Here is a 20,846-nt window from a genome sequence, read left to right on the forward strand (position 1 = left end):
AATGACTATATCTCGGGTAATGAGAGGCTTCCGTGAGTGGTTGGTTTCGGCATGTAACGATATGTACAAAGTAAATTGGTAAATAATAACGCGATGTGACTTAAGGTAAATTCCCTACTAATATCAGTAGTCTTGATCAAGTTTACTATTTCTCTGTTCCCAAAACGGTAGAATTACTTTGCATCATCAATAAATGACACACAGTAAATGAATCCGCTAATTTGGGTATTTATTATCCTGATGACATTAGATGCGCTGCGGGAATTGGCTGGCGCTTCGTCTATTTTAGGATGGTTATTAACGTTGAGTTGAGCAGACAATAAGCCCGGGTGGGTTTTTTACTCAGCCCGGGCTTATTTTTTCAGGCGTGCAATCGATGGTGCAAACGTGTACCCACTATAATCGCGACCACCAGCATCGACGCAATAAAGGCGCCAACGCCGTTCCAACCGTAGTTATGCCAGAAGACCCCACCTAATGTTCCGGCAATACTTGAACCCACGTAGTAACTGAACAGATACAGCGAGGAAGCCTGGCCTTTGGCGCGTTTAGCACGGGGGCCAATCCAGCTGCTGGCGACCGAGTGAGCAGCAAAGAATCCGGCGGAGAAGAGCAACATCCCGGCAAAAATCAGCCATATCGAGCTGAACAATGTCATTAATAGGCCAACAAGCATGACACCTGTCGAAGACAACATCACCGGACCGCGTCCGAAGCGGGTGGTCATGGTTCCGGCTTTTGGTGAACTCCAGGTACCGGTCAAATAGGCCAGCGATAATAAACCCACCACCGCCTGGCTGACATGCCACGGAGAAAGCATCAAGCGATAGCCAATATAATTAAACAGGGTGACGAATGAGCCCATCAGCAAAAAACCTTCTGCGAATAATAAAGGCAATCCCTGGTCGCGCCAGTGCAGACGGAAGTTGATAAACAGTGTTTTAGGGCGCAGTGAGGAAGGGCGGAAATGGCGAGATTCTGGAAGAATTTTCCAGAACATTAACGCCGAGGCCAGTGCGAAACAGCCAATCGCTGCCAGTGCAATTCGCCAGTTGAAGAAATCGGTGAAGACACCGCTAATTAAGCGTCCGCTCATGCCGCCAATCGAGTTACCGCTGATGTACAACCCCATCGAAAAGGCGACAAAACTCGGGTGGATCTCTTCGCTAAGGTAGGTCATGCCCACCGCAGCCACGCCGCTTAATGAAAGGCCAATCAAGGCGCGCATCACCAAAATACCGTGCCAGCTGGTCATCATCGTCGAAAGTAACGTGCAGATGGAGGCCAATAACAGCGCCGTAACCATCACTGGCTTGCGACCAATGGCATCGGAAAGCGGGCCAGTAAACAGCAATCCGATAGCCAACATTGCCGTTGAAATTGACAGTGAAATACTACTGTTTGCGGGTGTTAAGCCAAACTCCTGCGAAAGAACCGGAAGGATAGGTTGCACACAATAGAGAAGAGCGAAGGTTGCCAGTCCGGCAGAAAAAAGCGCCAGGGTCACGCGCATAAATTGCGGCGTACCGCGTTTGATGAATAGGTTTGGCTGGGAAACGTTTTGCTTGTCAGTGGCGCTTGACGGAGCGCCATCAACAGTTGTGGTACGACTCACTTGAAATCCTTACTAAATATGCGCGTTGTGTTAGCTCAGGAATAGAGTAGGAAAATCGAATTGTTATGTCTAATATATTAATAGTCTCAAATAATATGTATGAAATATGAATATCGAATTGCGTCACCTACGTTACTTCATCGCTGTTGCAGAAGAATTGCATTTTGGTCGTGCTGCTGCGCGCCTGAATATTTCTCAACCGCCACTAAGCCAACAGATTCAGGCGTTGGAGCAACAAATTGGCGCGCGCCTGCTGGCCAGGACCAATCGAAGCGTTGCGCTCACCGCTGCGGGCAAACAATTTCTTGCCGATAGTCGTCAAATTCTTTCTCTGGTAGACGATGCCGCAGCGCGGGCAGAACGACTGCATCAGGGGGAGGCGGGAGAGTTACGCATTGGTTTTACCTCATCGGCGCCATTCATTCGCGCAGTGTCAGATACCTTATCGTTATTTCGCCGCGAATTTCCCGATGTCCATTTGCAGACGCGCGAGATGAATACCCGCGAGCAAATTGCGCCCCTTATCGAAGGGACGCTCGATATGGGACTGTTACGCAATACTTTGCTGCCGGAGACGTTGAACCATGCGGTAATTGTGCATGAACCGCTTATGGCGATGATTCCGCACGATCATCCGTTAGCCAGTAAATCTGTAGTTACGTTGGCGGAACTGGCAAAAGAGCCGTTTGTTTTCTTTGATCCTCACGTCGGGACAGGGCTTTATGATGACATTCTGGGCCTGATGCGACGCTACAATCTTACACCGGTTATTACCCAGGAAGTGGGCGAGGCGATGACCATCATTGGCCTTGTGTCTGCCGGTTTGGGCGTTTCGATTTTGCCCGCCTCATTTAAGCGTGTTCAGCTTAATGAAATGCGTTGGATACCTATTGCTGAAGAAGATGCGGTTTCTGAAATGTGGTTGGTCTGGCCGACACATCATGAACAAAGTCCGGCAGCGCGAAACTTTCGTATTCAGCTGCTGAATGCTCTCAGGTGAGGTAAAATTCAGCTAAAAAACCCGAAAAGTGTGCTGTTAATCACATGGCTAAGTAAAAATTTGACGGCACGCATTGAAGTGTTTCACCATAGCCTACAGATTATTTCGGAGCGCGAAAATATAGGGAGTATAAGGTGGTTGCAGAAAACCAGCCTGGACATATTGATCAAATAAAGCAGACCAACGCGGGTGCTGTTTATCGCCTGATTGATCAGCTTGGTCCCATTTCGCGAATCGACCTTTCCCGCATGGCGCAACTGGCTCCCGCCAGTATCACCAAAATTGTCCGCGAAATGCTAGAAGCGCACCTGGTGCAAGAGTTAGAAATTAAAGAAGGGGGAAACCGTGGCCGCCCTGCGGTGGGGTTGGTGGTGGAAACAGAAGCCTGGCATTATCTTTCTCTGCGCATCAGTCGTGGTTTAATTTTTCTTGCCCTGCGTGATTTAAGCAGCAAGCTGGTGGTGGAAGAGACACTGGAGCTGGCGCTTCAGGATGAATTGCCTTTGCTAGAACGTATCATTGCGCATATTGATCAGTTTTTTATCCGTCATCAGAAAAAACTCGAACGCCTGACATCCATCGCCATTACTTTGCCGGGAATTATTGATACGGAAAATGGTATTGTGCACCGGATGCCGTTTTACGAGGATGTGAAAGAGATGCCGCTCGGCGAAGCGCTGGAGCAGCACACGGGTGTACCGGTTTACATTCAGCATGATATTAGTGCATGGACGATGGCCGAGGCATTATTTGGAGCCTCTCGCGGGGCGCGCGATGTGATTCAGGTGGTAATTGATCACAATGTTGGCGCGGGCGTGATTACCGACGGTCACTTGTTACATGCCGGAAGCAGTAGCCTGGTAGAAATTGGTCATACCCAGGTGGATCCGTATGGTAAACGCTGTTATTGCGGTAACCACGGTTGTCTGGAAACCATCGCCAGTGTGGACAGCATCCTCGAACTGGCGCAATTACGCCTTAATCAGTCAATGAGTTCGATGTTGCACGGGCAGCCTTTGAGCGTGGATTCATTATGCCATGCGGCGTTGCAGGGTGACTTGCTGGCAAAGGATATTATCACTGGCGTAGGCGCGCATGTTGGGCGCATTCTGGCCATCATGGTGAATTTATTTAACCCACAAAAAATACTGATTGGCTCGCCGTTAAGCAAAGCGGCAAATATTCTGTTCCCTGTGATTTCTGACAGCATCCGCCAGCAGGCGCTTCCAGCATACAGCCAGCATATTAGCGTTGAGAGCACTCAGTTCACCAATCAGGGGACAATGGCAGGGGCCGCGCTGGTAAAAGATGCGCTATATAATGGATCTTTGCTGATTCGTCTGTTGCAGGGTTAACATTTTTTAACTGTTCTACCAAAATTTGCGCTATCTCAAATTGAGTGCAGCAAGCATAACTTAGACTTTCCACGTTGAATTATTTTCCTGGCTTATATTAGTGAAGCATAACGGTGGAGTTAGTGATGCTGAAGCGTTTCTTTATAACAGGTACAGACACTTCTGTAGGGAAAACGGTGGTTTCCCGCGCATTGCTACAAGCGTTAGCCTCCCAGGGAAAAACGGTTGCGGGATACAAACCCGTAGCGAAGGGGAGCAAAGAGACACCTGAGGGGCTGCGTAATAAAGATGCCCTGGTGTTGCAGAGTGTTTCATCAATTGAACTGCCTTATGAAGCAGTCAATCCCATTGCGTTAAGCGAAGAAGAAAGTAGCGTGGCGCACAGTTGTCCAATCAATTACACGCTCATTTCAAATGGTCTGGCTAACCTGACTGACAAAGTTGATCATGTTGTCGTTGAGGGGACTGGCGGATGGCGCAGCCTGATGAATGATCTGCGTCCGCTCTCTGAATGGGTGGTCCAGGAGCAGCTACCGGTGTTGATGGTGGTGGGCATTCAGGAAGGCTGTATTAACCATGCGCTTCTGACCGCACAAGCGATTGCGAACGACGGTCTGCCGCTCATTGGCTGGGTGGCTAATCGTATTAACCCCGGGTTAGCGCATTATGCTGAAATCATTGATGTGCTGGGTAAAAAACTCCCGGCACCGCTCATTGGTGAACTTCCTTATCTGCCACGAGCTGAACAGCGAGAACTGGGTCAATACATCCGCTTAGCCATGCTGCGTAGTGTGCTGTCGGTAGATAGAGTCAGGGTGTAAGGTCCGCGACATTACCGACGCGATCACGCAGGCAATCAATAAACCGGGGAGTAGCTGATACTCCCCGGTCATTTCACATATCATCAATGTCGACATAATTGGCGCATGCGTGGTCGCAGCCAGCAGTGTTGCCATCCCTGTTAGTCCGAGTAAAAGCGTCATTTCTTCGCCGCCTGGAAGCCATAACCCCAGGCTACGTCCATACAGCATGCCAATTGCAAGCCCGATAAATAGCGTTGGCGTAAACACGCCGCCAGGCGCGCCGGAACCGCTACTGGCCAGCACGGCAAAAAGTTTGCAGATGAAGATCGCAGCAATGACCGTAAACAGTGGTGGGGTGGTTAAAAAGGATTGCACCGTACTATAACCATTGCCCCATACCGCAGGCGTGAGCAGGGAAAGCAGGCCGACGATCAACCCCCCTAACGCCAACTGCCAGGGCGGCGTCAGTTTTAGGTGAACAAAACCTTGATGACTGGCGCTCATCATTTTCAACAGTAATGGTCCGCAAAGACCAGCCAGCACGCCGGTACTGATAATTAGCGCATAGTCCCGCACATGCAGCGTCACCTCGAGCTGAACGCTGTAGAGCAATGCATCGCTGTGATTAATAAGATTGCTGACAAGCAATGCCACCACGGCTGAAATCACCACTGGGCCAAGAGAGGCCAACATCATGGTGCCAAACAGCACTTCGGCAATAAATAAACTCCCGGCAAGTGGTGCGCGATAGGCTGCAGCCATGCCTGCCGCAGCACCGCAGGCAATCCATAATTTCCACTCTTCACGCGGCGTAAAACGTTGGGCAAACCAGGATGCAGCAAGAGCCGCCAGCAGAATCATCGCGCCTTCACGGCCAATTGCGCTACCGCTGGTCACCACCAGCAGAGAGGCAAGTGATTTTACCAGGCTTGCTGCGTAATCGAACTGCCCCTCGCTCTGCAACGCTTCCATATAATCGGTCGGCGCATGGGGTCGTTGCTGCGTAACTCTCTGCCAGCCCATGAGCAATAAACCTGCCACCAGACCGCCGAGCGCAGGAGTTAACAAGCGTCGCCACGGAGAAAGGTTTGTCGCAGCATTGACCAGACTCCCGGAATCATTGCTCAGGAACAACCACTCCAGCAACAGCATGGCATGACGGAATCCGGCAACGGCAAACGCCGCGAGAATACCGATTATCGTTGCGATAAGCAGACGACGAAACAGGGAGCGCAGATCCGGGTAAAGGTGTAGATGATGCATGAGTAGAAATGGCAAGTTAAACACGGGCATCTATTTTGCGGGAAAAGACGTCAGGCGCAAAAGCTGTACGTGCTTTAAGTGGGGAAATGGTGTGACACTGTAACTTATTTAATATGGGATGGCGCGCTAATGTCGCCATCCGGTAATGCTACGGGAACCTTAACGAAAAAGTGGCTTAACTGCGACGGGAATCAGCAATTGTGACTGCCACTCAGCCAGCGTTAAGCGAGCCAGTTCACCAAGCGAGCGGTAAAAAGGGTGTTCTGCTTTTTCGATAAAAACCTCGAGAAAGCGCGTCGACCACGGTAAAAGATGCCACGCCAGCAACTCTTCGCACTCAGTCTGACGACCGCTCTCCGCCAGCCAGGCCGCCATCAGTAGCAAGGAGCCAAAATGATCTTCAGGTTCGTTTTGCTTCATCTCAAACTGAATGCCTTTTTCGCGCATCCATTGACGAAGCGCCAACGTTGAATCGCCAAACAGTACCGATTCACGATCCAACCAGACCGATCCCCACGGCGGGGACGGCAACGCCCACGGGCCAACGAATAAACGCTGCCAGGCCTGCGTACGCGACTCTTCACTCTGTTGCTGAAAAGCCGTTACCAGCGGTACTAAAGACATTTGCGGTAGAGGCCACTGAGTTTCCCAGCCATCGTTGGTCATTGCAGAAACCAGAGGCGCGGCTTCCTCGCTTTCTGGGGCGTAATAAAACAGCGCCCCCAGCACACGCGCCGCGACAGAAAAATTATCTTGTTGTGAAAAATGCGTCATTCCTATCATCCTGAAACGTGCGGCTTGCCCCGCACCAAGTTGTTAACCTGCGACGGCCATTCCTACCGTCATATGCAGGCCATAAAATCGCGCTCGCCCGATCATCTCACCGCCCGGTATGAGACACAAGCACGTTGCAGTATGTAGACCTGATAAGACGCGCCAGCGTCCATCATACTTTTTACTGCGGTTCGGCAGGCGCGCCATCTTGAGTCGGTTGTGCAGGGGCAGAATTGTTACCGCTGGTGGTGCGGTCATAGAGAATTTTATGAGTATCATTGGCACAATGGCCAACCACCCTGGTGTCAGGTTGATCGATCTGATCATTTGGCACAATACTTAAAGTAAAGCTACTTTCTGGCACACCGTTATTGATAATACGCTGTGAAATATCGCTCTTTATCCGTTCACAAGAATCTGGCGCGGCCAGCACGGCGGGTGAGGCAATTGTGAGCAGTAGTGCGGCGCAATAAGTTGAGATTTTCATCATTGGCTCCTTAAATGAATATTACTCACTAAGCATAGCATTTCACGTGTAAAGTACTGTATTTACTACTATGATTGATAATAATCTCTACTGTCTGGTGACTAAAGTGAATTTCAAATTACTGCCATGTTTGCTCGCGATAATGCTTACAGGATGCGATCGCGCAGAAGTGACGTTTTCTTTTACGCCAGAGATGGCCAGTTTCTCTAATGAATTTGATTTTGATCCGCTGCGTGGTCCGGTTAAAGATTTCACCCAGACATTGATGAATGAACAAGGTGAAGTGACGAAACGTGTTTCAGGCAGCTTATCGGAAGAAGGTTGCTTCGATTCGCTTGAATTATTGGATCTGGAAAATAATACCGTGGTTGCCTTAGTGCTGGATGCGAATTATTACCGTGACGCGCAGACACTGGAGAAAAAAGTACGTTTACAGGGTAAATGTCAGTTAGCAGAATTACCTTCCGCCGGAGTGAGTTGGGAAACCGATGATAATGGCTTTGTAGTTAAAGCCAGCAGCAAACAGATGAAGGTGGATTATAGGTATGATGAACAGGGCTATCCGCTGGGTAAAACCACAGTAAGCAACGATAAAACGTTATCAGTCACTGCAACACCGTCAACTGATCCGATCAAAAAACTCGATTACACGGCGGTTACTTTACTGAATAATCAACAAGTGGGTAATGTTAAGCAAAGCTGTGAATATGACAGCCACGCCAATCCGGTGGACTGCCAATTGATCATTGTTGATGAAGCGGAAAAACCCGCCGTCGAACGGGTTTACACAATCAAAAATACCATTGATTATTATTAACGCTATTGCGCGGTCGGCTTCAGCATTGCCTGACCCGGCGTTTTATGTTCCGCCAGATACTGATGCTGGAATATACACATGCGAATGGCATTGCGATATTGACCATTAATAAAGAATTCATGCATCAGTTCACCTTCGACCGTAAAACCGAGCTTACGGTAAATGTGAATCGCTTTTTCATTTTCTTTATCGACAATCAGATACAGCTTATAGAGATTAAGAACAGTGAAGCCATAATCCATTGCTAATTTTGCTGCGCGTGTTGCCAGACCTTTACCCTGGTATTCCGGGGAGATGATTATCTGAAATTCTGCGCGGCGGTGGACATGGTTAATTTCAACCAGTTCCACCAGACCCGCTTTTTCACCATCGCACTCCACCACGAAACGACGCTCACTCTGATCGTGAATATGTTTATCGTACAGATCAGAGAGTTCAACAAAGGCTTCGTAGGGTTCCTCAAACCAGTAACGCATCACACTGGCGTTATTGTCGAGTTGATGCACATAGCGTAAATCTTCACGCTCCAGCGGACGTAGCTTAACACTGTGGGCGCTTGTCATAACGTGTCCTTACATTCCTTATATCAATAACAGTTTAGGGGGTAATTACGCGGCCTGTACGACGGTCCAGGCAACGTAAAGTATTCGGTTCCCAGTAGGCATTAATGTTGGCACTTTGTTCGCATTTATCGCGGCTATCGAATGCGGCGTCAACCTTATCCCATTCTTTCTCGGTGCGTTTATTGACTTTTTGACGCAGATTGCGAGTTTCATTCCATTGCTCTTTTTGCATTGTCGCCTGTTGGCGACTCTGTGCGCTGTCGCCAGACTCAATCACCAGTTTATTGGTTTCTGCATGAATAGTTGCGCTAAATGCCAGTGCGCAAGGTAGCAGAAAAGCGAGCAGTCCGAGCCGTTTGCAGAAAGTAATATTCATGATTCATTCCTTACATGAATGTTTAAAGGGGATTTTACACGATCCACTGCGAACGCAAAACGTACCAGAAGGATGTATAGGGTGATGATATTATGTCGAGCCATAAATATACATGATGTCAATGAGTGACAAAGATGATTAAAACAACGTTACTGTTTTTTGCTACCGCCTTGTGTGAAATTGTCGGATGCTTCCTGCCCTGGCTATGGCTTAAACGGAACGCCAGCGTATGGCTGCTGGTTCCGGCGGGGATTTCCCTGGCGCTTTTCGTCTGGCTGTTAACATTGCATCCGGCGGCCAGTGGGCGAGTGTATGCAGCTTATGGTGGCGTTTATGTTTGCACGGCGCTGCTGTGGCTGCGGGTTGTGGATGGCGTAAAACTCAGTCTTTACGATTGGACTGGAGCATTGGTCGCGCTATGTGGGATGTTGATTATTGTTGCTGGCTGGGGACGTGCGTAAGAATATAAACCTATCTTATCAATAAGATATAAATAATCATGTTCTGAAGGCCGGTGTTTTTTTCACTTTTTGTCAAGTATTCACGGCGCAAATATGCGCCTTTTTTTGTGATCATTCTGGTCTTTTTTAATTTTTATACTTGTATGGTAGTACTTCGACTGCGTAGATTTCATGCATCACGACGAGCGATGCAAGGAATAAAACATGAAGATCGTAGGGGCTGAAGTTTTTGTCACCTGTCCAGGACGTAATTTTGTCACCTTAAAAATCACCACCGAGGACGGTATTACCGGCCTTGGCGATGCCACGCTTAACGGACGCGAGCTTTCGGTAGCATCTTATCTGCAAGATCATCTTTGCCCACAACTCATTGGCCGCGATGCTCACCGTATCGAAGATATCTGGCAGTTTTTCTATAAAGGGGCGTACTGGCGTCGCGGTCCAGTCACCATGTCGGCCATTTCAGCTGTTGATATGGCGCTGTGGGACATTAAAGCCAAAGCCGCCAACATGCCGCTTTATCAGTTACTGGGTGGCGCGTCTCGCGAAGGGGTTATGGTTTATTGTCACACAACCGGTCACTCCATTGATGAGGCACTGGATGATTATGCTCGTCACCAGGAACAGGGATTCAAAGCCATCCGCGTACAGTGCGGCATTCCAGGTATGAAGACCACCTATGGCATGTCCAAAGGCAAAGGGCTGGCTTATGAACCTGCGACAAAAGGGCAGTGGCCGGAGGAGCAGTTGTGGTCGACGGAAAAATATCTCGACTTCATGCCAAAACTGTTCGACGCGGTACGTAACAAGTTTGGTTTTGATGAACATCTGCTGCATGACATGCACCATCGTTTAACGCCTATTGAAGCGGCGCGCTTTGGTAAAAGCATTGAAGATTATCGCATGTTCTGGATGGAAGACCCGACGCCTGCGGAAAACCAGGAGTGTTTCCGCCTCATTCGCCAACACACCGTCACGCCAATTGCGGTGGGTGAAGTCTTCAATAGCATTTGGGACTGCAAACAACTGATAGAAGAACAACTCATCGACTATATCCGCACTACGCTGACTCATGCGGGCGGCATCACCGGTATGCGTCGGATCGCTGATTTCGCATCCCTGTATCAGGTACGCACTGGCTCACACGGTCCTTCTGATTTGTCGCCTGTCTGCATGGCTGCGGCGCTGCACTTTGATCTGTGGGTACCGAATTTCGGTGTTCAGGAATATATGGGCTATTCAGAACAAATGCTCGAAGTCTTCCCGCATAACTGGACTTTCGATAACGGCTATATGCATCCGGGCGACAAACCGGGTCTTGGCATCGAGTTTGATGAAAAGCTGGCAGCAAAATACCCCTACGAACCCGCTTATCTGCCAGTCGCACGTCTGGAAGATGGCACACTCTGGAACTGGTAAGGACGGAATATATGGTTAGTGTTGTGGTTGAAAAACCTGGACAAATGCATCTGATTGATAGCGTTTCTTCTGCGCCAAAAGCTGATGAAGTTTGCGTCAAAGTTGAGTATGCAGGGATATGTGGTTCAGACCTGCATATTTATCATGGCGCAAATCCTTTTGCGGTTTACCCTCGTATCGTAGGACATGAATTTGTCGGAACGATAACCAGTGTAGGGGACAATATCTCTCCGCAACGCATTGCTGAACGCGTCGTGGTTGATCCAGTCATTAGCTGCGGTCATTGTTATCCATGTTCAATTGGGCGCCCGAATGTGTGCGAAAGCTTAAACGTATTAGGCGTTCATCGCGATGGTGGCTTTACCGATTATACCTGTGTGCCAGCAACTAACATCTGGCGAGTGCCGGAATCTATACCAGCAAACCTTGCAGCGGCAATTGAACCGTATGCGGTAGCCGCCAATGTAACCAATCGTACGGGGGTTTTCCCAACGGATGTTGCACTGGTATATGGAGCAGGTCCGGCAGGTTTAACAATTATTGATGTTTTGTGTAACGTCTGGCAGATTCCAGTAATTGTGGTGGATCAACGCGAAGATCGCCTGCTTATGGCAGGACGTTGTGGTGCGACTCATACTTTTAATAACCGGAATGGTTCATTACGGGAATTTCTGCACAATAATAAACTAACACCTACGTTAATTTATGATGCGGTTTGCCATCCATCTATCCTGGAAGAAGCCGTGACGTTAATCTCTCCTGCCGGGCGAATTGGACTTTTAGGTTTTTCTGCGACACCGTCTGCAATAGCGCAACAGGAATTAACTCGTCGTGAGTTAACCCTCTATTCATCGCGTTTAAATTGTCGTATGTTCCCTACAGTTATTGAGTGGATGGTGATGGGATTAATTCATCCGGAGAATATTATAAGCCATGTTTTTGATATTCAACATGTACATGAAGCATTTAAACTCATCGAGTCTCAACAAGAAGGGCTGTGCAAAGTATTATTGAAATTCCCCGAGTCCTGAATGTCTTATATAAAAGTAACTGTACCTACAAAGGAACATTAATCATGGAAAAGAAAAAGCTATCTCTGGCACTTTGTACTCTGTTTGGTGGATTATTAAGTTTTTCAGCTATCGCCGCAGACGTTACCCTAAAATTAGGGCATCCTGTAAATGAAGAACATAGTTGGCATAAAGCCTCACTGAAGTTTGCTGAGTTGGTAAAGCAAAAAACAAATAATGCGGTAGAAGTTAAAATCTATCCTAATGAATCATTAGGTAAAGAAATGGATATTATTAACGCAATTCAGCTAGGAAGCGTTGATATGACCATTACAGGTGAGTCATTACAAAACTGGGCACCTTCTGCGGCATTGCTGGCAGTGCCTTATATGATTACTTCTTCAGAACAAATGGCAAAAATTGTTAATGGTGAAGTTGGCGCACAAATATCCAAAGATATTGAAGAGCGTGTGAAACTGAAAACCATCGCCTGGTTTGAACGCGGCCCCCGTAACCTGACGTCTAACCGTCCGATTACCAATCCGGAAGAACTTAAAGGGTTGACTCTACGTTTACCGAACGTACCAATGTTCATCAACGTTTGGAAAGATTTGGGCGCGCAACCGACACCAATGGCATTTTCTGAAGTCTTTACTGGCTTGCAGCAGGGAGTGATTGAAGGGCAGGAAAATCCACTTTCTATGATTATGAGTGGTAGTTTCTTTGAAGTACAGAAGTATCTTAACAGGACAGAACATGTTCGTAGCTGGATTTATCTGGTTATGGGGACGAAGAAGTTTAATAAGCTGAAGCCAGAATACCAGCAGGCTATTATTGATGCAGGCAAAGAGGCACAGGCCTATGAACACGAACTATATTTACAGGATGAAGCTAAATTAATTGAAGCTCTGCAAGCGAAAGGGATGACGTTGGTTGATGTTCATCAGAAAGAGTTCGCTCGAATAGCAAATGAATCGGTTGAAAAAACTATTAACCCACAAATCAAACCTCTTTACGAAAAAGCTCGCGCAACAAAATAATAGTAAAAGGGGGAAAGGTTCCCCCTTTTTTTGAGCTACTGAGGGACAGATATGTTTAATAAGTTATATGGCTATATAGAAAGAATTTATTTAACTATTGGTACGGTTTTATTAGTTGCACTTATTGGTGTTGTATTGCTCCAGGTTATATCTCGGCCATTACCAATAAGTTCACCAGCATGGACAGAGGAAGTCGCTCGTTTTTTACTGGTTTACGTCGTCGCATTTGGTTGTGCACTGGCAACGGGTAAACGTGAGTTGGTAAACGTAGATCTGGTAGTTAGTCTGCTGTCACCTGGTTTGAAGAAATATCTGGTGCTAATTATTGATCTAATTATTCTTACCTGCTCAATTACTCTAATGGTCAACTCCGTAGAATACGTAGAAAGCACAATGTGGCGTATGGCCACTACACTGCCTATTTCACAGGCATGGGTAACATTCTCGGTAATTATTATTACCGGAAACATGTCGCTTTTTACTTTGTTTAATTTAATTCGGGATTTTACGCCGCAAGAGCGGAAATAGAATTTTCTAATGTGAGAACAGCGCATGAATCCGACTATTGGTCTGTTTGTGATATTCTTTGTTTCACTTATGCTGGGAGTGCCGGTTATTTTCTCCCTTGCGTTATCGTCAATCTTCTATCTACTGGTCACTGATATGGGACTCGCCATTATGGCGAATCAGTTCTTTAGTGGTATGGACTCTTTTGTACTGCTTTGTATCCCCGGCTTTTTGCTGGCGGGAGGATTAATGAACGGCGGCGGTATTACTGACCGCATTGTATCTTTCAGTAACGCATGGCTGGGTCACATTCGTGGTGGTTTAGCAATGGCCAACGTTAGTGGTTCAATGATCTTTGCTGGTATTTCCGGCACCGCAGTTTCTGAAGCAGCCAGCATTGGTTCAGTTATGATCCCCGCAATGAAACGCAGTGGTTACGATGCACCATTTTCTGGGGCAATTACTGCAGTGGCATCGACAGTCGGTCCAATTATTCCTCCCAGTGTACCAATGATCATTGTTGGTACGTTAACCGGTTTGTCAGTGGGTAAACTTTTTATCGCTGGGGCAGTTCCTGGTTTAATGATGGGCCTAACCATGGCAGGTATCGCATGGTATCTGGCACATAAACGGGGTTATCCAAAAGGTGAGCGGGCTACATTTCGTCAACGTTTACATGCTACGCGTGGGGCGATCTGGGCAATTCTAATGCCGGTCATGATTATCGGTGGTTTGGTAACGGGTCTGTTTACTCCTACTGAAGCATCTGTGTTTGCAGTTGTGTTTTCGTTGATCGTGGGCTTTTTTGTCTATGGCGACTTGACTGTGAACAAATTCATGGGATGTATGATGGAAAGTATCAGCGGTACTGCGGGCATATTGATGCTGGTTGGTTTCGCCAATGTTTTTGCCTGGATCCTGACATCTGAAGGGATCCCGCAGCAAATTGCCGATGGTATGTTATCTATTACGAACAACAAGTATCTGCTGATTCTGATGATTAACCTGCTGTTGTTATTGGTAGGGATGTTTATGGAAACCATCGCAGCATTGTTGATTCTCTTTACGCCATTACTCTCAGTTGCAACTGCTATCGGCATGGATCCAATCCATTTTTCAGTAATGATGGTAATGAACCTTGTTATCGGCTTGACGACACCACCTGTTGGCGTGTGTCTCTTCGTTTCGCAGGGAATTGCTCGTGTCTCCTTAGGGGAGATCAGTAAAGCTGTAATACCGTTTATTACAGGAAATATCATATTACTGTTTTTGGTTTCCTATATTCCTGCGCTTTCACTGTGGCTTCCGGCATTGCTGGGTATGAAATAATCCATTTTATTCGTTACCCGGTTATATTTTCCGATAGTGTAGCCGGGTTTTCGCTAATGATAAGAGATAAATATACCACTGCGATATTTGCAACAGATACATCGTAGTTTAATTAACAGAAACAGGTCTTCATATGGAAAACAGACTTTTTAACGCCAGGGCGACACTCCCTGTTTATGATCGTAATAACCTGGCGCCCAAAATTGTTCATCTAGGTTTTGGCGCATTTCATCGCGCGCATCAGGGCGTGTATGCCGATATCCTGGCTGCCCAGCATCACAGCGATTGGGGCTACTATGAAGTGAACCTGATTGGCGGGGAACAGCAAATCGCCGATCTAAAACAGCAAGATAATCTCTATACCGTTGCGGAAATGTCGGCCGATGCCTGGACCGCTCGTGTAGTGGGGGTAGTGAAAAAAGCGTTGCACGTGCAAATAGACGGTTTAGAAGCTGTGCTTGCTGCCATGTGCGAACCGCAAATTGCAATTGTTTCTCTGACTATTACAGAGAAAGGCTATTTTCACTCTCCGGCGACCGGGCTGTTAATGCTGGATCATCCGATGATCGTTGACGATCTAAATAATCCCCACCAGCCGAAAACGGCAGCAGGGGTTATTGTGGAGGCGCTGGCCCGGCGCAAGGCCGCAGGCTTACCGGCATTTACGGTAATGTCGTGCGACAATATGCCGGAAAATGGTCATGTGATGCGTGACGTTGTCACTTCTTACGCGCATGCAGTCGATACAGAACTGGCGCAATGGATTGTCGAAAACGTGACTTTTCCTTCGACAATGGTTGATCGCATTGTTCCTGCGGTTACGGCAGAAACGCTGAATAAAATTGAGCACCTTACCGGCGTGCGCGATCCAGCAGGTGTTGCCTGTGAACCGTTCCGTCAGTGGGTTATTGAAGATAACTTTGTTGCCGGACGTCCGGAATGGCAAAAAGCAGGTGCTGAACTGGTCAGCGATGTGCTGCCTTATGAAGAGATGAAACTGCGTATGCTCAATGGCAGCCACTCATTCCTGGCGTATCTGGGCTATCTGGCCGGATATCAGCATATTAACGACTGTATGGAAGATGAAAATTATCGCCGTGCGGCACATGCCTTGATGTTGCAGGAACAGGCGCCGACGCTGAAAGTGCAGGGCGTGGATCTGCAAAATTATGCGGATCGACTGATTGAACGCTACAGTAATCCAGCGTTACGCCATCGAACCTGGCAGATTGCGATGGATGGCAGTCAGAAACTCCCACAGCGTATGCTGGATTCCATTCGCTGGCATCTGAAACAGGGCAGCGCGTTCGATTTGTTGGCGCTTGGCGTCGCTGGTTGGATGCGATATGTCGGCGGTGTTGATGAGCAGGGTAATCCCATCGAAATCAGCGACCCGTTATTACCGGCCATTCAGAAGGCCGTGCAAAGTAGTGCAGAAGGGAAAGCGCGCGTGCAGTCCTTGATGGTGATTAATGCGATATTTGGTGATGATTTGCCGAACAATGCGTTGTTCACTGCAAAGGTGACGGAAGCGTATTTGTCTTTATTAGCGCATGGTGCGAAAGCGACCGTGGCGAAATATGCGGTGAAGTGATAAGTGACAGCAATGCCGCCGATGGCGGCATTCACACGCTTAGTTCATGCCGAGACGAATCAGGTCCAGAGGTGCGAGTTTTTCATCACAACCTTCAACTACTACGGTTTTACCGCGGCGGATTTGCTCTGCGGTCAGACCTTCAGTATCAATCGACAGGATCTTGCCAGTGTGACCGGTGCCGCTAACCATAACACGGCTGCCAGTAGTGATTGCGTTACGGTTACGATCGTAGGTCGTCATAGGTGTTTTCTCCTTTCTGATTTACAGTCGAAGCCCACGTAACGGGCGCAATATAAATACTCCTGTCGAGTGAATTTTTTTTTGTTTATGATCAAGTTCACATCTTTTTTGATGCTTGCATAAACCAGAAGAAGGGGATGAACTCTCACCCCGAATGGGATGAGAGGTAAAGAATTACTCTTCGCTGAACCAGTCGCTATTTTCCTGGCGTATTAGCTGTACGGACTCGCTAATCTCCTGCAAATGCAATGCCATTGCCTTTTCAACGGCATCACCATCATGTGTTTGCAGCGCAGAGAAAATATCCATGTGCTGGCGAAGCAGCATTTCCGGCGGCGAAACGTGGTCAAAACTCATGTAGCGCACCCGGTCAACGGTCGCTTTCAGGTTTTCAATGGTGTCCCACGCGAGCTGACAGTCAGCAATATCGGTAAGGAGTTGATGGAAGTTGTCATCAAGTTCAAAAAAATCATCCAGTTGTTTGCGCTCAATGGCAATGCGTTGCTGGTGAAGATTTTGCTCAAGTTGGTAGCACTGGCTTTCAGTGATCATGCTCGCTGCCCGCCGTGCCACCGCGCACTCAATGGCCTGTCGAATAAAACTGCCATTGCGAACCTGGGTCATGGAGATTTTATTGACGTAGCTGCCACGCTGCGGGCGAATTTGAATCAGGCCGTTTTCAGCCAGTTTAATGAAGGCTTCGCGAACCGGCTGGCGTGACACATTGAAACGAACAGAAACTTCTTTTTCCGACAATGGCGTACCTGGTGCAATCAGACAATGCACAATGTCGCGGCGAAGAATACGGTAAATTTGCTGATTGACAGGCTGTGTGGGATTAAGTTGTGTTTCGACGGTCATTCGTTATTGCTTTTGAGTGGGTTAACTGCAAGAGTCTACCACTTTTTTGTGACAAGCAATAACCCGGCGGTGAGGCCGGGTATAAAAATTAATGCCGATGGACATTCAAACCGGCATAGCTTTGGGTAACCGGCATCATTTCCAGGGTATTGATGTTAACGTGAGCGGGGAGAGTGGCTACCCACCAGACGGCTTCACTGACATCTTCTGGCGTCAGTGCAACGGTATTTTGATAGGTTTTTTCTGCTTTGCCGTCATCGCCTTTAAAGCGGACATTGGAAAATTCGGTGCCACCCACCAGCCCTGGTTCGATGTCTGTGACACGTACTGCCGTACCGTGCAGATCTGTGCGTAAATTCAGGCTGAACTGACGAACAAACGCTTTTGTCGCGCCGTAGACGTTGCCACCTGCATATGGCCAGCTACCCGCCGTTGAACCAATGTTAATAATGTGACCACGATTGCGCTCAACCATGCCCGGCAGGACTGCGCGCGTCATATACACGAGGCCCTTATTGTTGGTATCAATCATGGTTTCCCAGTCTTCAACGCTCGCTTTATGTGCAGGTTCCATACCCAGCGCCAGTCCAGCATTGTTCACCAGAATATCAATGTCACTCCACTCGGCAGGAAGCGATGCCAGCATTTCTTCAATGGCGGCGCGGTTACGGACGTCCAGTTGGGCAATATACAGATTATCGCCCAGCTCGTCTTTTAACTCCTGCAACCGCTCCTGACGACGGCCAGTGGCGATAACTTTATGCCCTTGTTGAATAAAACGACGAGTAATGCATTCACCAAAACCTGCCGTTGCTCCAGTTACTAAAACGATCATCTCACTGTTCCTCAACGCTTTTGTGTGTCACTAACATAGCACGTGATGCTTAAGAGCGGGTAATACTGGTTTGCAACATTGCACTCCGTTATCAGTAAGCCTACGCTATGGAACACCTCGTTTTCAGGAGTAGAAAATGTCAACGACGAATCCTTTTCTTACGCAGAGCACGCTGCCTTATATGGCGCCCCATTTTGATCAGATTGCAAATCATCACTATCGCCCGGCATTCGACGAGGGGATGCGGCAAAAGCGGGTTGAGATAGAAGCGATAGCGTTAAACCCACAGACGCCCGATTTTACTAATACTATTCTGGCTCTTGAAAAGAGCGGGGAATTACTCACACGTGTGACCAGCGTCTTTTTCGCTATGACCTCGGCGCATACCAACGATGAATTACAGCGTCTTGATGAACAGTTCTCGGCAGAACTTGCAGAACTGGCTAATGACATTTACCTGAACGGCGAATTGTTCGCTCGGGTCGATGCCATCTGGAAGCGCCGTGAATCTCTGCGTCTTGATAGCGAATCTATTCGACTGGTCGAGGTGATTCATCAACGTTTTGTTCTTGCCGGGGCCAAACTTGCAGAGGCCGATAAGGCAAAATTAAAAGTGCTGAATACAGAGGCGGCGACCCTTATCAGTCAGTTTAACCAGCGGTTATTAGCGGCGAACAAATCCGGTGGGCTGGTGGTTGACGATATTGGGCAACTGGCCGGGATGAGTGAGCAAGATATTGCCCTGGCGGCGGATGCAGCGCGCGAGAAAGGTCTGGATAACAAGTGGCTTATCCCACTGCTGAATACCACCCAGCAACCGGCGCTTGCCGAACTGCGCGATCGCGCGACGCGTGAAAAACTGTTCACTGCGGGCTGGACTCGGGCAGAAAAAAAAGACGCTAACGATACCCGTGCCATTATTCAACGGCTGGTGGAGATCCGCGCGCAGCAGGCGAAACTGCTTGGTTTCCCTCATTATGCTGCGTGGAAAATCGCCGACCAGATGGCAAAAACACCCGAAGCAGCACTTAACTTCATGCGTGAAATTGTCCCGGCCGCGCGTAAGCGAGCAGACGATGAACTGGCGTCTATTCAGGCGGTTATCGAAAAGCAGCAAGGCGGATTTAGCGTCCAGCCGTGGGACTGGGCATTTTATGCCGAGCAGGTAAGACGCGAGAAATTCGATCTCGATGAAGCGCAGCTCAAGCCTTATTTCGAATTGAACACAGTGTTGAATGAGGGGGTATTCTGGACTGCAAATCAGCTTTTCGGCATTAAATTTGTCGAGCGCTTTGATATACCGGTCTATCACCCGGATGTGCGCGTATGGGAAATATTTGACCATAACGGAGTCGGTCTTGCGCTATTTTACGGTGATTTCTTTGCCCGTGATTCCAAAAGCGGCGGCGCGTGGATGGGGAATTTTGTTGAGCAATCGACGCTCAATGACACACGTCCCGTTATTTACAATGTTTGCAATTATCAGAAACCAGCGACAGGCGAACCTGAATTGTTATTGTGGGACGATGTTATAACCTTATTCCATGAATTTGGTCATACGCTGCACGGCCTGTTTGCTAGCCAACGTTATGCGACGCTTTCTGGCACCAACACGCCGCGTGATTTCGTCGAGTTCCCTTCACAAATCAACGAACACTGGGCGACAAATCCGCAGGTATTCTCTCGCTATGCGAAGCATTACCAAACCGGAGAAACCATGCCGGAAGAGTTACAACAGAAAATGCGCAATGCCAGCCTGTTCAATAAAGGCTACGAGATGAGCGAGTTACTTAGCGCTGCGCTTCTTGATATGCGCTGGCATTGTCTGGAGGAGAATGAAGCACGCCAGGACGTGGACGATTTCGAGCTTCGGGCGCTGGCGGCGGAAAACATGGATCTTCCCGCGGTACCGCCGCGTTATCGCAGTAGTTATTTCGCTCACATTTTTGGTGGCGGATACGCGGCGGGTTACTACGCGTATCTGTGGACGCAAATGCTGGCAGACGATGGTTATCAATGGTTTGTCGAGGAAGGCGGTTTAACGCGTGAAAATGGGCAACGTTTTCGCGACGCTATCCTTTCCAAAGGTAATAGCGAAGATTTAGAACACCTGTATCGCCAATGGCGAGGTAAGGCACCACAGATTACACCGATGCTGCAACATCGCGGCTTGAACGTATAATTCCTCCATATAGCACCGGGCTACATCCAGTCCGGTGCTATATTATAATATGCTGTTCATTTCTTTTTTAGTTATCCGGGATCTGCGTACATTTGCAGAAATAATTGGATTTATAATACTGCCAAAAGACCTAATCTTTCAGGCCATTACCTTCTTCCCTTTGGCATAATCGGTATTATATCTTCTGGCTTGAATTTAACGTGTTCTGACAGATTTAATCACTTTTTTCTGTTTATTTTGTTTTAAATCACGCCGTTATATTTTTATCCATTAATTAATGTTTTTTCTATGGAATTGTTGACATAAATTTTC

At 48.0% G+C, this 20,846-nt stretch carries 21 protein-coding genes and 1 pseudogene; 12 read left to right on the top strand and 10 right to left on the bottom strand.

Annotated elements, in window-relative coordinates:
* Positions 1-361 precede the first annotated feature (361 nt).
* Positions 362-1,615: an MFS transporter gene (locus D9736_RS19550; protein ID WP_130258966.1), complete on the bottom strand. Its 1,254-nt coding sequence runs from the start codon at positions 1,613-1,615 to the stop codon at positions 362-364.
* A 106-nt stretch (positions 1,616-1,721) separates the two neighbouring features.
* On the opposite strand from D9736_RS19550, the gene D9736_RS19555 reads away from it, so the two are divergent.
* The 3 genes from D9736_RS19555 to bioD all read left to right on the top strand — a co-directional run bounded on the left by D9736_RS19555 (position 1,722) and on the right by bioD (position 4,791).
* The gene (locus tag D9736_RS19555; RefSeq protein ID WP_130219067.1) at positions 1,722-2,615 is read left to right on the top strand and encodes a LysR family transcriptional regulator; all 894 of its coding nucleotides are present in this window, start codon (positions 1,722-1,724) and stop codon (positions 2,613-2,615) included.
* 134 nt (positions 2,616-2,749) lie between these two features.
* Positions 2,750-3,970, top strand: a complete 1,221-nt coding sequence (mlc, locus tag D9736_RS19560) for a sugar metabolism global transcriptional regulator Mlc (RefSeq protein ID WP_130219069.1) — start codon at positions 2,750-2,752, stop codon at positions 3,968-3,970.
* 125 nt (positions 3,971-4,095) lie between these two features.
* A complete protein-coding gene (gene bioD, locus D9736_RS19565) occupies positions 4,096-4,791 on the top strand; it encodes a dethiobiotin synthase (protein ID WP_130209293.1) in 696 nt (231 codons plus the stop codon).
* Here the strand turns inward: bioD and clcB are convergent.
* From clcB to D9736_RS19585, 4 genes and pseudogenes are all read right to left on the bottom strand, one after another.
* Entirely contained in the window at positions 4,744-6,036 is a 1,293-nt protein-coding gene (gene clcB, locus D9736_RS19570) for a voltage-gated ClC-type chloride channel ClcB (RefSeq protein ID WP_130258967.1), read from the bottom strand. The genes bioD and clcB overlap by 48 nt on opposite strands.
* Before the next feature lie 159 nt (positions 6,037-6,195).
* Entirely contained in the window at positions 6,196-6,810 is a 615-nt protein-coding gene (gene dmsD / locus D9736_RS19575) for a Tat proofreading chaperone DmsD (protein WP_130258968.1), read from the bottom strand.
* A 42-nt stretch (positions 6,811-6,852) separates the two neighbouring features.
* Positions 6,853-6,939, bottom strand: a pseudogene (locus D9736_RS23655) (hypothetical protein); the annotation flags it as partial.
* Positions 6,940-6,991: 52 nt separating this feature from the next.
* The gene (locus D9736_RS19585) at positions 6,992-7,297 is read right to left on the bottom strand and encodes a DUF1161 domain-containing protein (protein ID WP_130219129.1); all 306 of its coding nucleotides are present in this window, start codon (positions 7,295-7,297) and stop codon (positions 6,992-6,994) included.
* A gap of 106 nt (positions 7,298-7,403) precedes the next feature.
* On the opposite strand from D9736_RS19585, the gene D9736_RS19590 reads away from it, so the two are divergent.
* Positions 7,404-8,114, top strand: a complete 711-nt coding sequence (locus tag D9736_RS19590) for a YnfC family lipoprotein (RefSeq protein ID WP_130209287.1) — start codon at positions 7,404-7,406, stop codon at positions 8,112-8,114.
* A gap of 2 nt (positions 8,115-8,116) precedes the next feature.
* On the opposite strand, the gene speG is transcribed toward D9736_RS19590, so the two are convergent.
* On the bottom strand, positions 8,117-8,677 hold the full coding sequence (gene speG, locus D9736_RS19595; protein ID WP_064529978.1) for a spermidine N1-acetyltransferase: 561 nt from the start codon (positions 8,675-8,677) through the stop codon (positions 8,117-8,119).
* A gap of 34 nt (positions 8,678-8,711) precedes the next feature.
* On the bottom strand, positions 8,712-9,053 hold the full coding sequence (locus D9736_RS19600) for a DUF1283 family protein (RefSeq protein ID WP_130258969.1): 342 nt from the start codon (positions 9,051-9,053) through the stop codon (positions 8,712-8,714).
* 134 nt (positions 9,054-9,187) lie between these two features.
* Here D9736_RS19600 and D9736_RS19605 point away from each other — a divergent pair, with 134 nt between their 5' ends.
* From D9736_RS19605 to D9736_RS19635, 7 genes are all read left to right on the top strand, one after another.
* Positions 9,188-9,514, top strand: coding sequence for a YnfA family protein (locus tag D9736_RS19605; RefSeq protein ID WP_064529976.1), 327 nt, complete (start codon positions 9,188-9,190; stop codon positions 9,512-9,514).
* A 204-nt stretch (positions 9,515-9,718) separates the two neighbouring features.
* The gene (gene rspA, locus D9736_RS19610; protein ID WP_130258970.1) at positions 9,719-10,933 is read left to right on the top strand and encodes a starvation-sensing protein RspA; all 1,215 of its coding nucleotides are present in this window, start codon (positions 9,719-9,721) and stop codon (positions 10,931-10,933) included.
* An 11-nt stretch (positions 10,934-10,944) separates the two neighbouring features.
* Positions 10,945-11,964 (top strand): Zn-dependent oxidoreductase, encoded by a 1,020-nt coding sequence (locus D9736_RS19615; protein ID WP_130258971.1) that lies wholly within the window; start codon positions 10,945-10,947, stop codon positions 11,962-11,964.
* 44 nt (positions 11,965-12,008) lie between these two features.
* Positions 12,009-12,983 (top strand): TRAP transporter substrate-binding protein, encoded by a 975-nt coding sequence (locus D9736_RS19620; RefSeq protein WP_130258972.1) that lies wholly within the window; start codon positions 12,009-12,011, stop codon positions 12,981-12,983.
* Positions 12,984-13,034: 51 nt separating this feature from the next.
* Positions 13,035-13,511, top strand: coding sequence for a TRAP transporter small permease (locus D9736_RS19625; protein WP_130258973.1), 477 nt, complete (start codon positions 13,035-13,037; stop codon positions 13,509-13,511).
* Between the two features lie 24 nt (positions 13,512-13,535).
* Positions 13,536-14,819, top strand: coding sequence for a TRAP transporter large permease (locus D9736_RS19630; RefSeq protein ID WP_130258974.1), 1,284 nt, complete (start codon positions 13,536-13,538; stop codon positions 14,817-14,819).
* A gap of 133 nt (positions 14,820-14,952) precedes the next feature.
* Complete coding sequence (locus tag D9736_RS19635; protein ID WP_130258975.1) at positions 14,953-16,413, top strand: mannitol dehydrogenase family protein; 1,461 nt, start codon at positions 14,953-14,955, stop codon at positions 16,411-16,413.
* 39 nt (positions 16,414-16,452) lie between these two features.
* On the opposite strand, the gene ydfZ is transcribed toward D9736_RS19635, so the two are convergent.
* From ydfZ to ydfG, 3 genes are all read right to left on the bottom strand, one after another.
* A complete protein-coding gene (gene ydfZ / locus D9736_RS19640) occupies positions 16,453-16,656 on the bottom strand; it encodes a putative selenium delivery protein YdfZ (protein WP_000214710.1) in 204 nt (67 codons plus the stop codon).
* A gap of 174 nt (positions 16,657-16,830) precedes the next feature.
* Positions 16,831-17,517 (bottom strand): DNA-binding transcriptional regulator rspR, encoded by a 687-nt coding sequence (gene rspR / locus D9736_RS19645; protein ID WP_130219085.1) that lies wholly within the window; start codon positions 17,515-17,517, stop codon positions 16,831-16,833.
* Between the two features lie 88 nt (positions 17,518-17,605).
* A complete protein-coding gene (gene ydfG, locus D9736_RS19650; RefSeq protein WP_130258976.1) occupies positions 17,606-18,352 on the bottom strand; it encodes a bifunctional NADP-dependent 3-hydroxy acid dehydrogenase/3-hydroxypropionate dehydrogenase YdfG in 747 nt (248 codons plus the stop codon).
* A gap of 136 nt (positions 18,353-18,488) precedes the next feature.
* On the opposite strand from ydfG, the gene dcp reads away from it, so the two are divergent.
* Positions 18,489-20,534 (top strand): peptidyl-dipeptidase Dcp, encoded by a 2,046-nt coding sequence (gene dcp / locus D9736_RS19655; RefSeq protein WP_130258977.1) that lies wholly within the window; start codon positions 18,489-18,491, stop codon positions 20,532-20,534.
* The last annotated feature ends 312 nt before the right edge of the window (positions 20,535-20,846 follow it).

The organism is Escherichia sp. E10V10, from assembly GCF_004211985.1.
Taxonomy (GTDB): Bacteria; Pseudomonadota; Gammaproteobacteria; order Enterobacterales; family Enterobacteriaceae; genus Escherichia.

Excerpts from the sequence above, each read along its gene's own strand:
- D9736_RS19555 (WP_130219067.1), top strand. The coding sequence starts at position 1,722 with ATGAATATCGAATTGCGTCACCTACGTTACTTCATCGCTGTTGCAGAA.
- bioD (WP_130209293.1), top strand. The coding sequence starts at position 4,096 with ATGCTGAAGCGTTTCTTTATAACAGGTACAGACACTTCTGTAGGGAAA.
- clcB (WP_130258967.1), bottom strand. The coding sequence starts at position 6,036 with ATGCATCATCTACACCTTTACCCGGATCTGCGCTCCCTGTTTCGTCGT.
- dmsD (WP_130258968.1), bottom strand. The coding sequence starts at position 6,810 with ATGACGCATTTTTCACAACAAGATAATTTTTCTGTCGCGGCGCGTGTG.
- D9736_RS19585 (WP_130219129.1), bottom strand. The coding sequence starts at position 7,297 with ATGAAAATCTCAACTTATTGCGCCGCACTACTGCTCACAATTGCCTCA.
- speG (WP_064529978.1), bottom strand. The coding sequence starts at position 8,677 with ATGACAAGCGCCCACAGTGTTAAGCTACGTCCGCTGGAGCGTGAAGAT.
- D9736_RS19600 (WP_130258969.1), bottom strand. The coding sequence starts at position 9,053 with ATGAATATTACTTTCTGCAAACGGCTCGGACTGCTCGCTTTTCTGCTA.
- D9736_RS19605 (WP_064529976.1), top strand. The coding sequence starts at position 9,188 with ATGATTAAAACAACGTTACTGTTTTTTGCTACCGCCTTGTGTGAAATT.
- rspA (WP_130258970.1), top strand. The coding sequence starts at position 9,719 with ATGAAGATCGTAGGGGCTGAAGTTTTTGTCACCTGTCCAGGACGTAAT.
- D9736_RS19615 (WP_130258971.1), top strand. The coding sequence starts at position 10,945 with ATGGTTAGTGTTGTGGTTGAAAAACCTGGACAAATGCATCTGATTGAT.
- D9736_RS19620 (WP_130258972.1), top strand. The coding sequence starts at position 12,009 with ATGGAAAAGAAAAAGCTATCTCTGGCACTTTGTACTCTGTTTGGTGGA.
- D9736_RS19625 (WP_130258973.1), top strand. The coding sequence starts at position 13,035 with ATGTTTAATAAGTTATATGGCTATATAGAAAGAATTTATTTAACTATT.
- D9736_RS19630 (WP_130258974.1), top strand. The coding sequence starts at position 13,536 with ATGAATCCGACTATTGGTCTGTTTGTGATATTCTTTGTTTCACTTATG.
- D9736_RS19635 (WP_130258975.1), top strand. The coding sequence starts at position 14,953 with ATGGAAAACAGACTTTTTAACGCCAGGGCGACACTCCCTGTTTATGAT.
- ydfZ (WP_000214710.1), bottom strand. The coding sequence starts at position 16,656 with ATGACGACCTACGATCGTAACCGTAACGCAATCACTACTGGCAGCCGT.
- rspR (WP_130219085.1), bottom strand. The coding sequence starts at position 17,517 with ATGACCGTCGAAACACAACTTAATCCCACACAGCCTGTCAATCAGCAA.
- ydfG (WP_130258976.1), bottom strand. The coding sequence starts at position 18,352 with ATGATCGTTTTAGTAACTGGAGCAACGGCAGGTTTTGGTGAATGCATT.
- dcp (WP_130258977.1), top strand. The coding sequence starts at position 18,489 with ATGTCAACGACGAATCCTTTTCTTACGCAGAGCACGCTGCCTTATATG.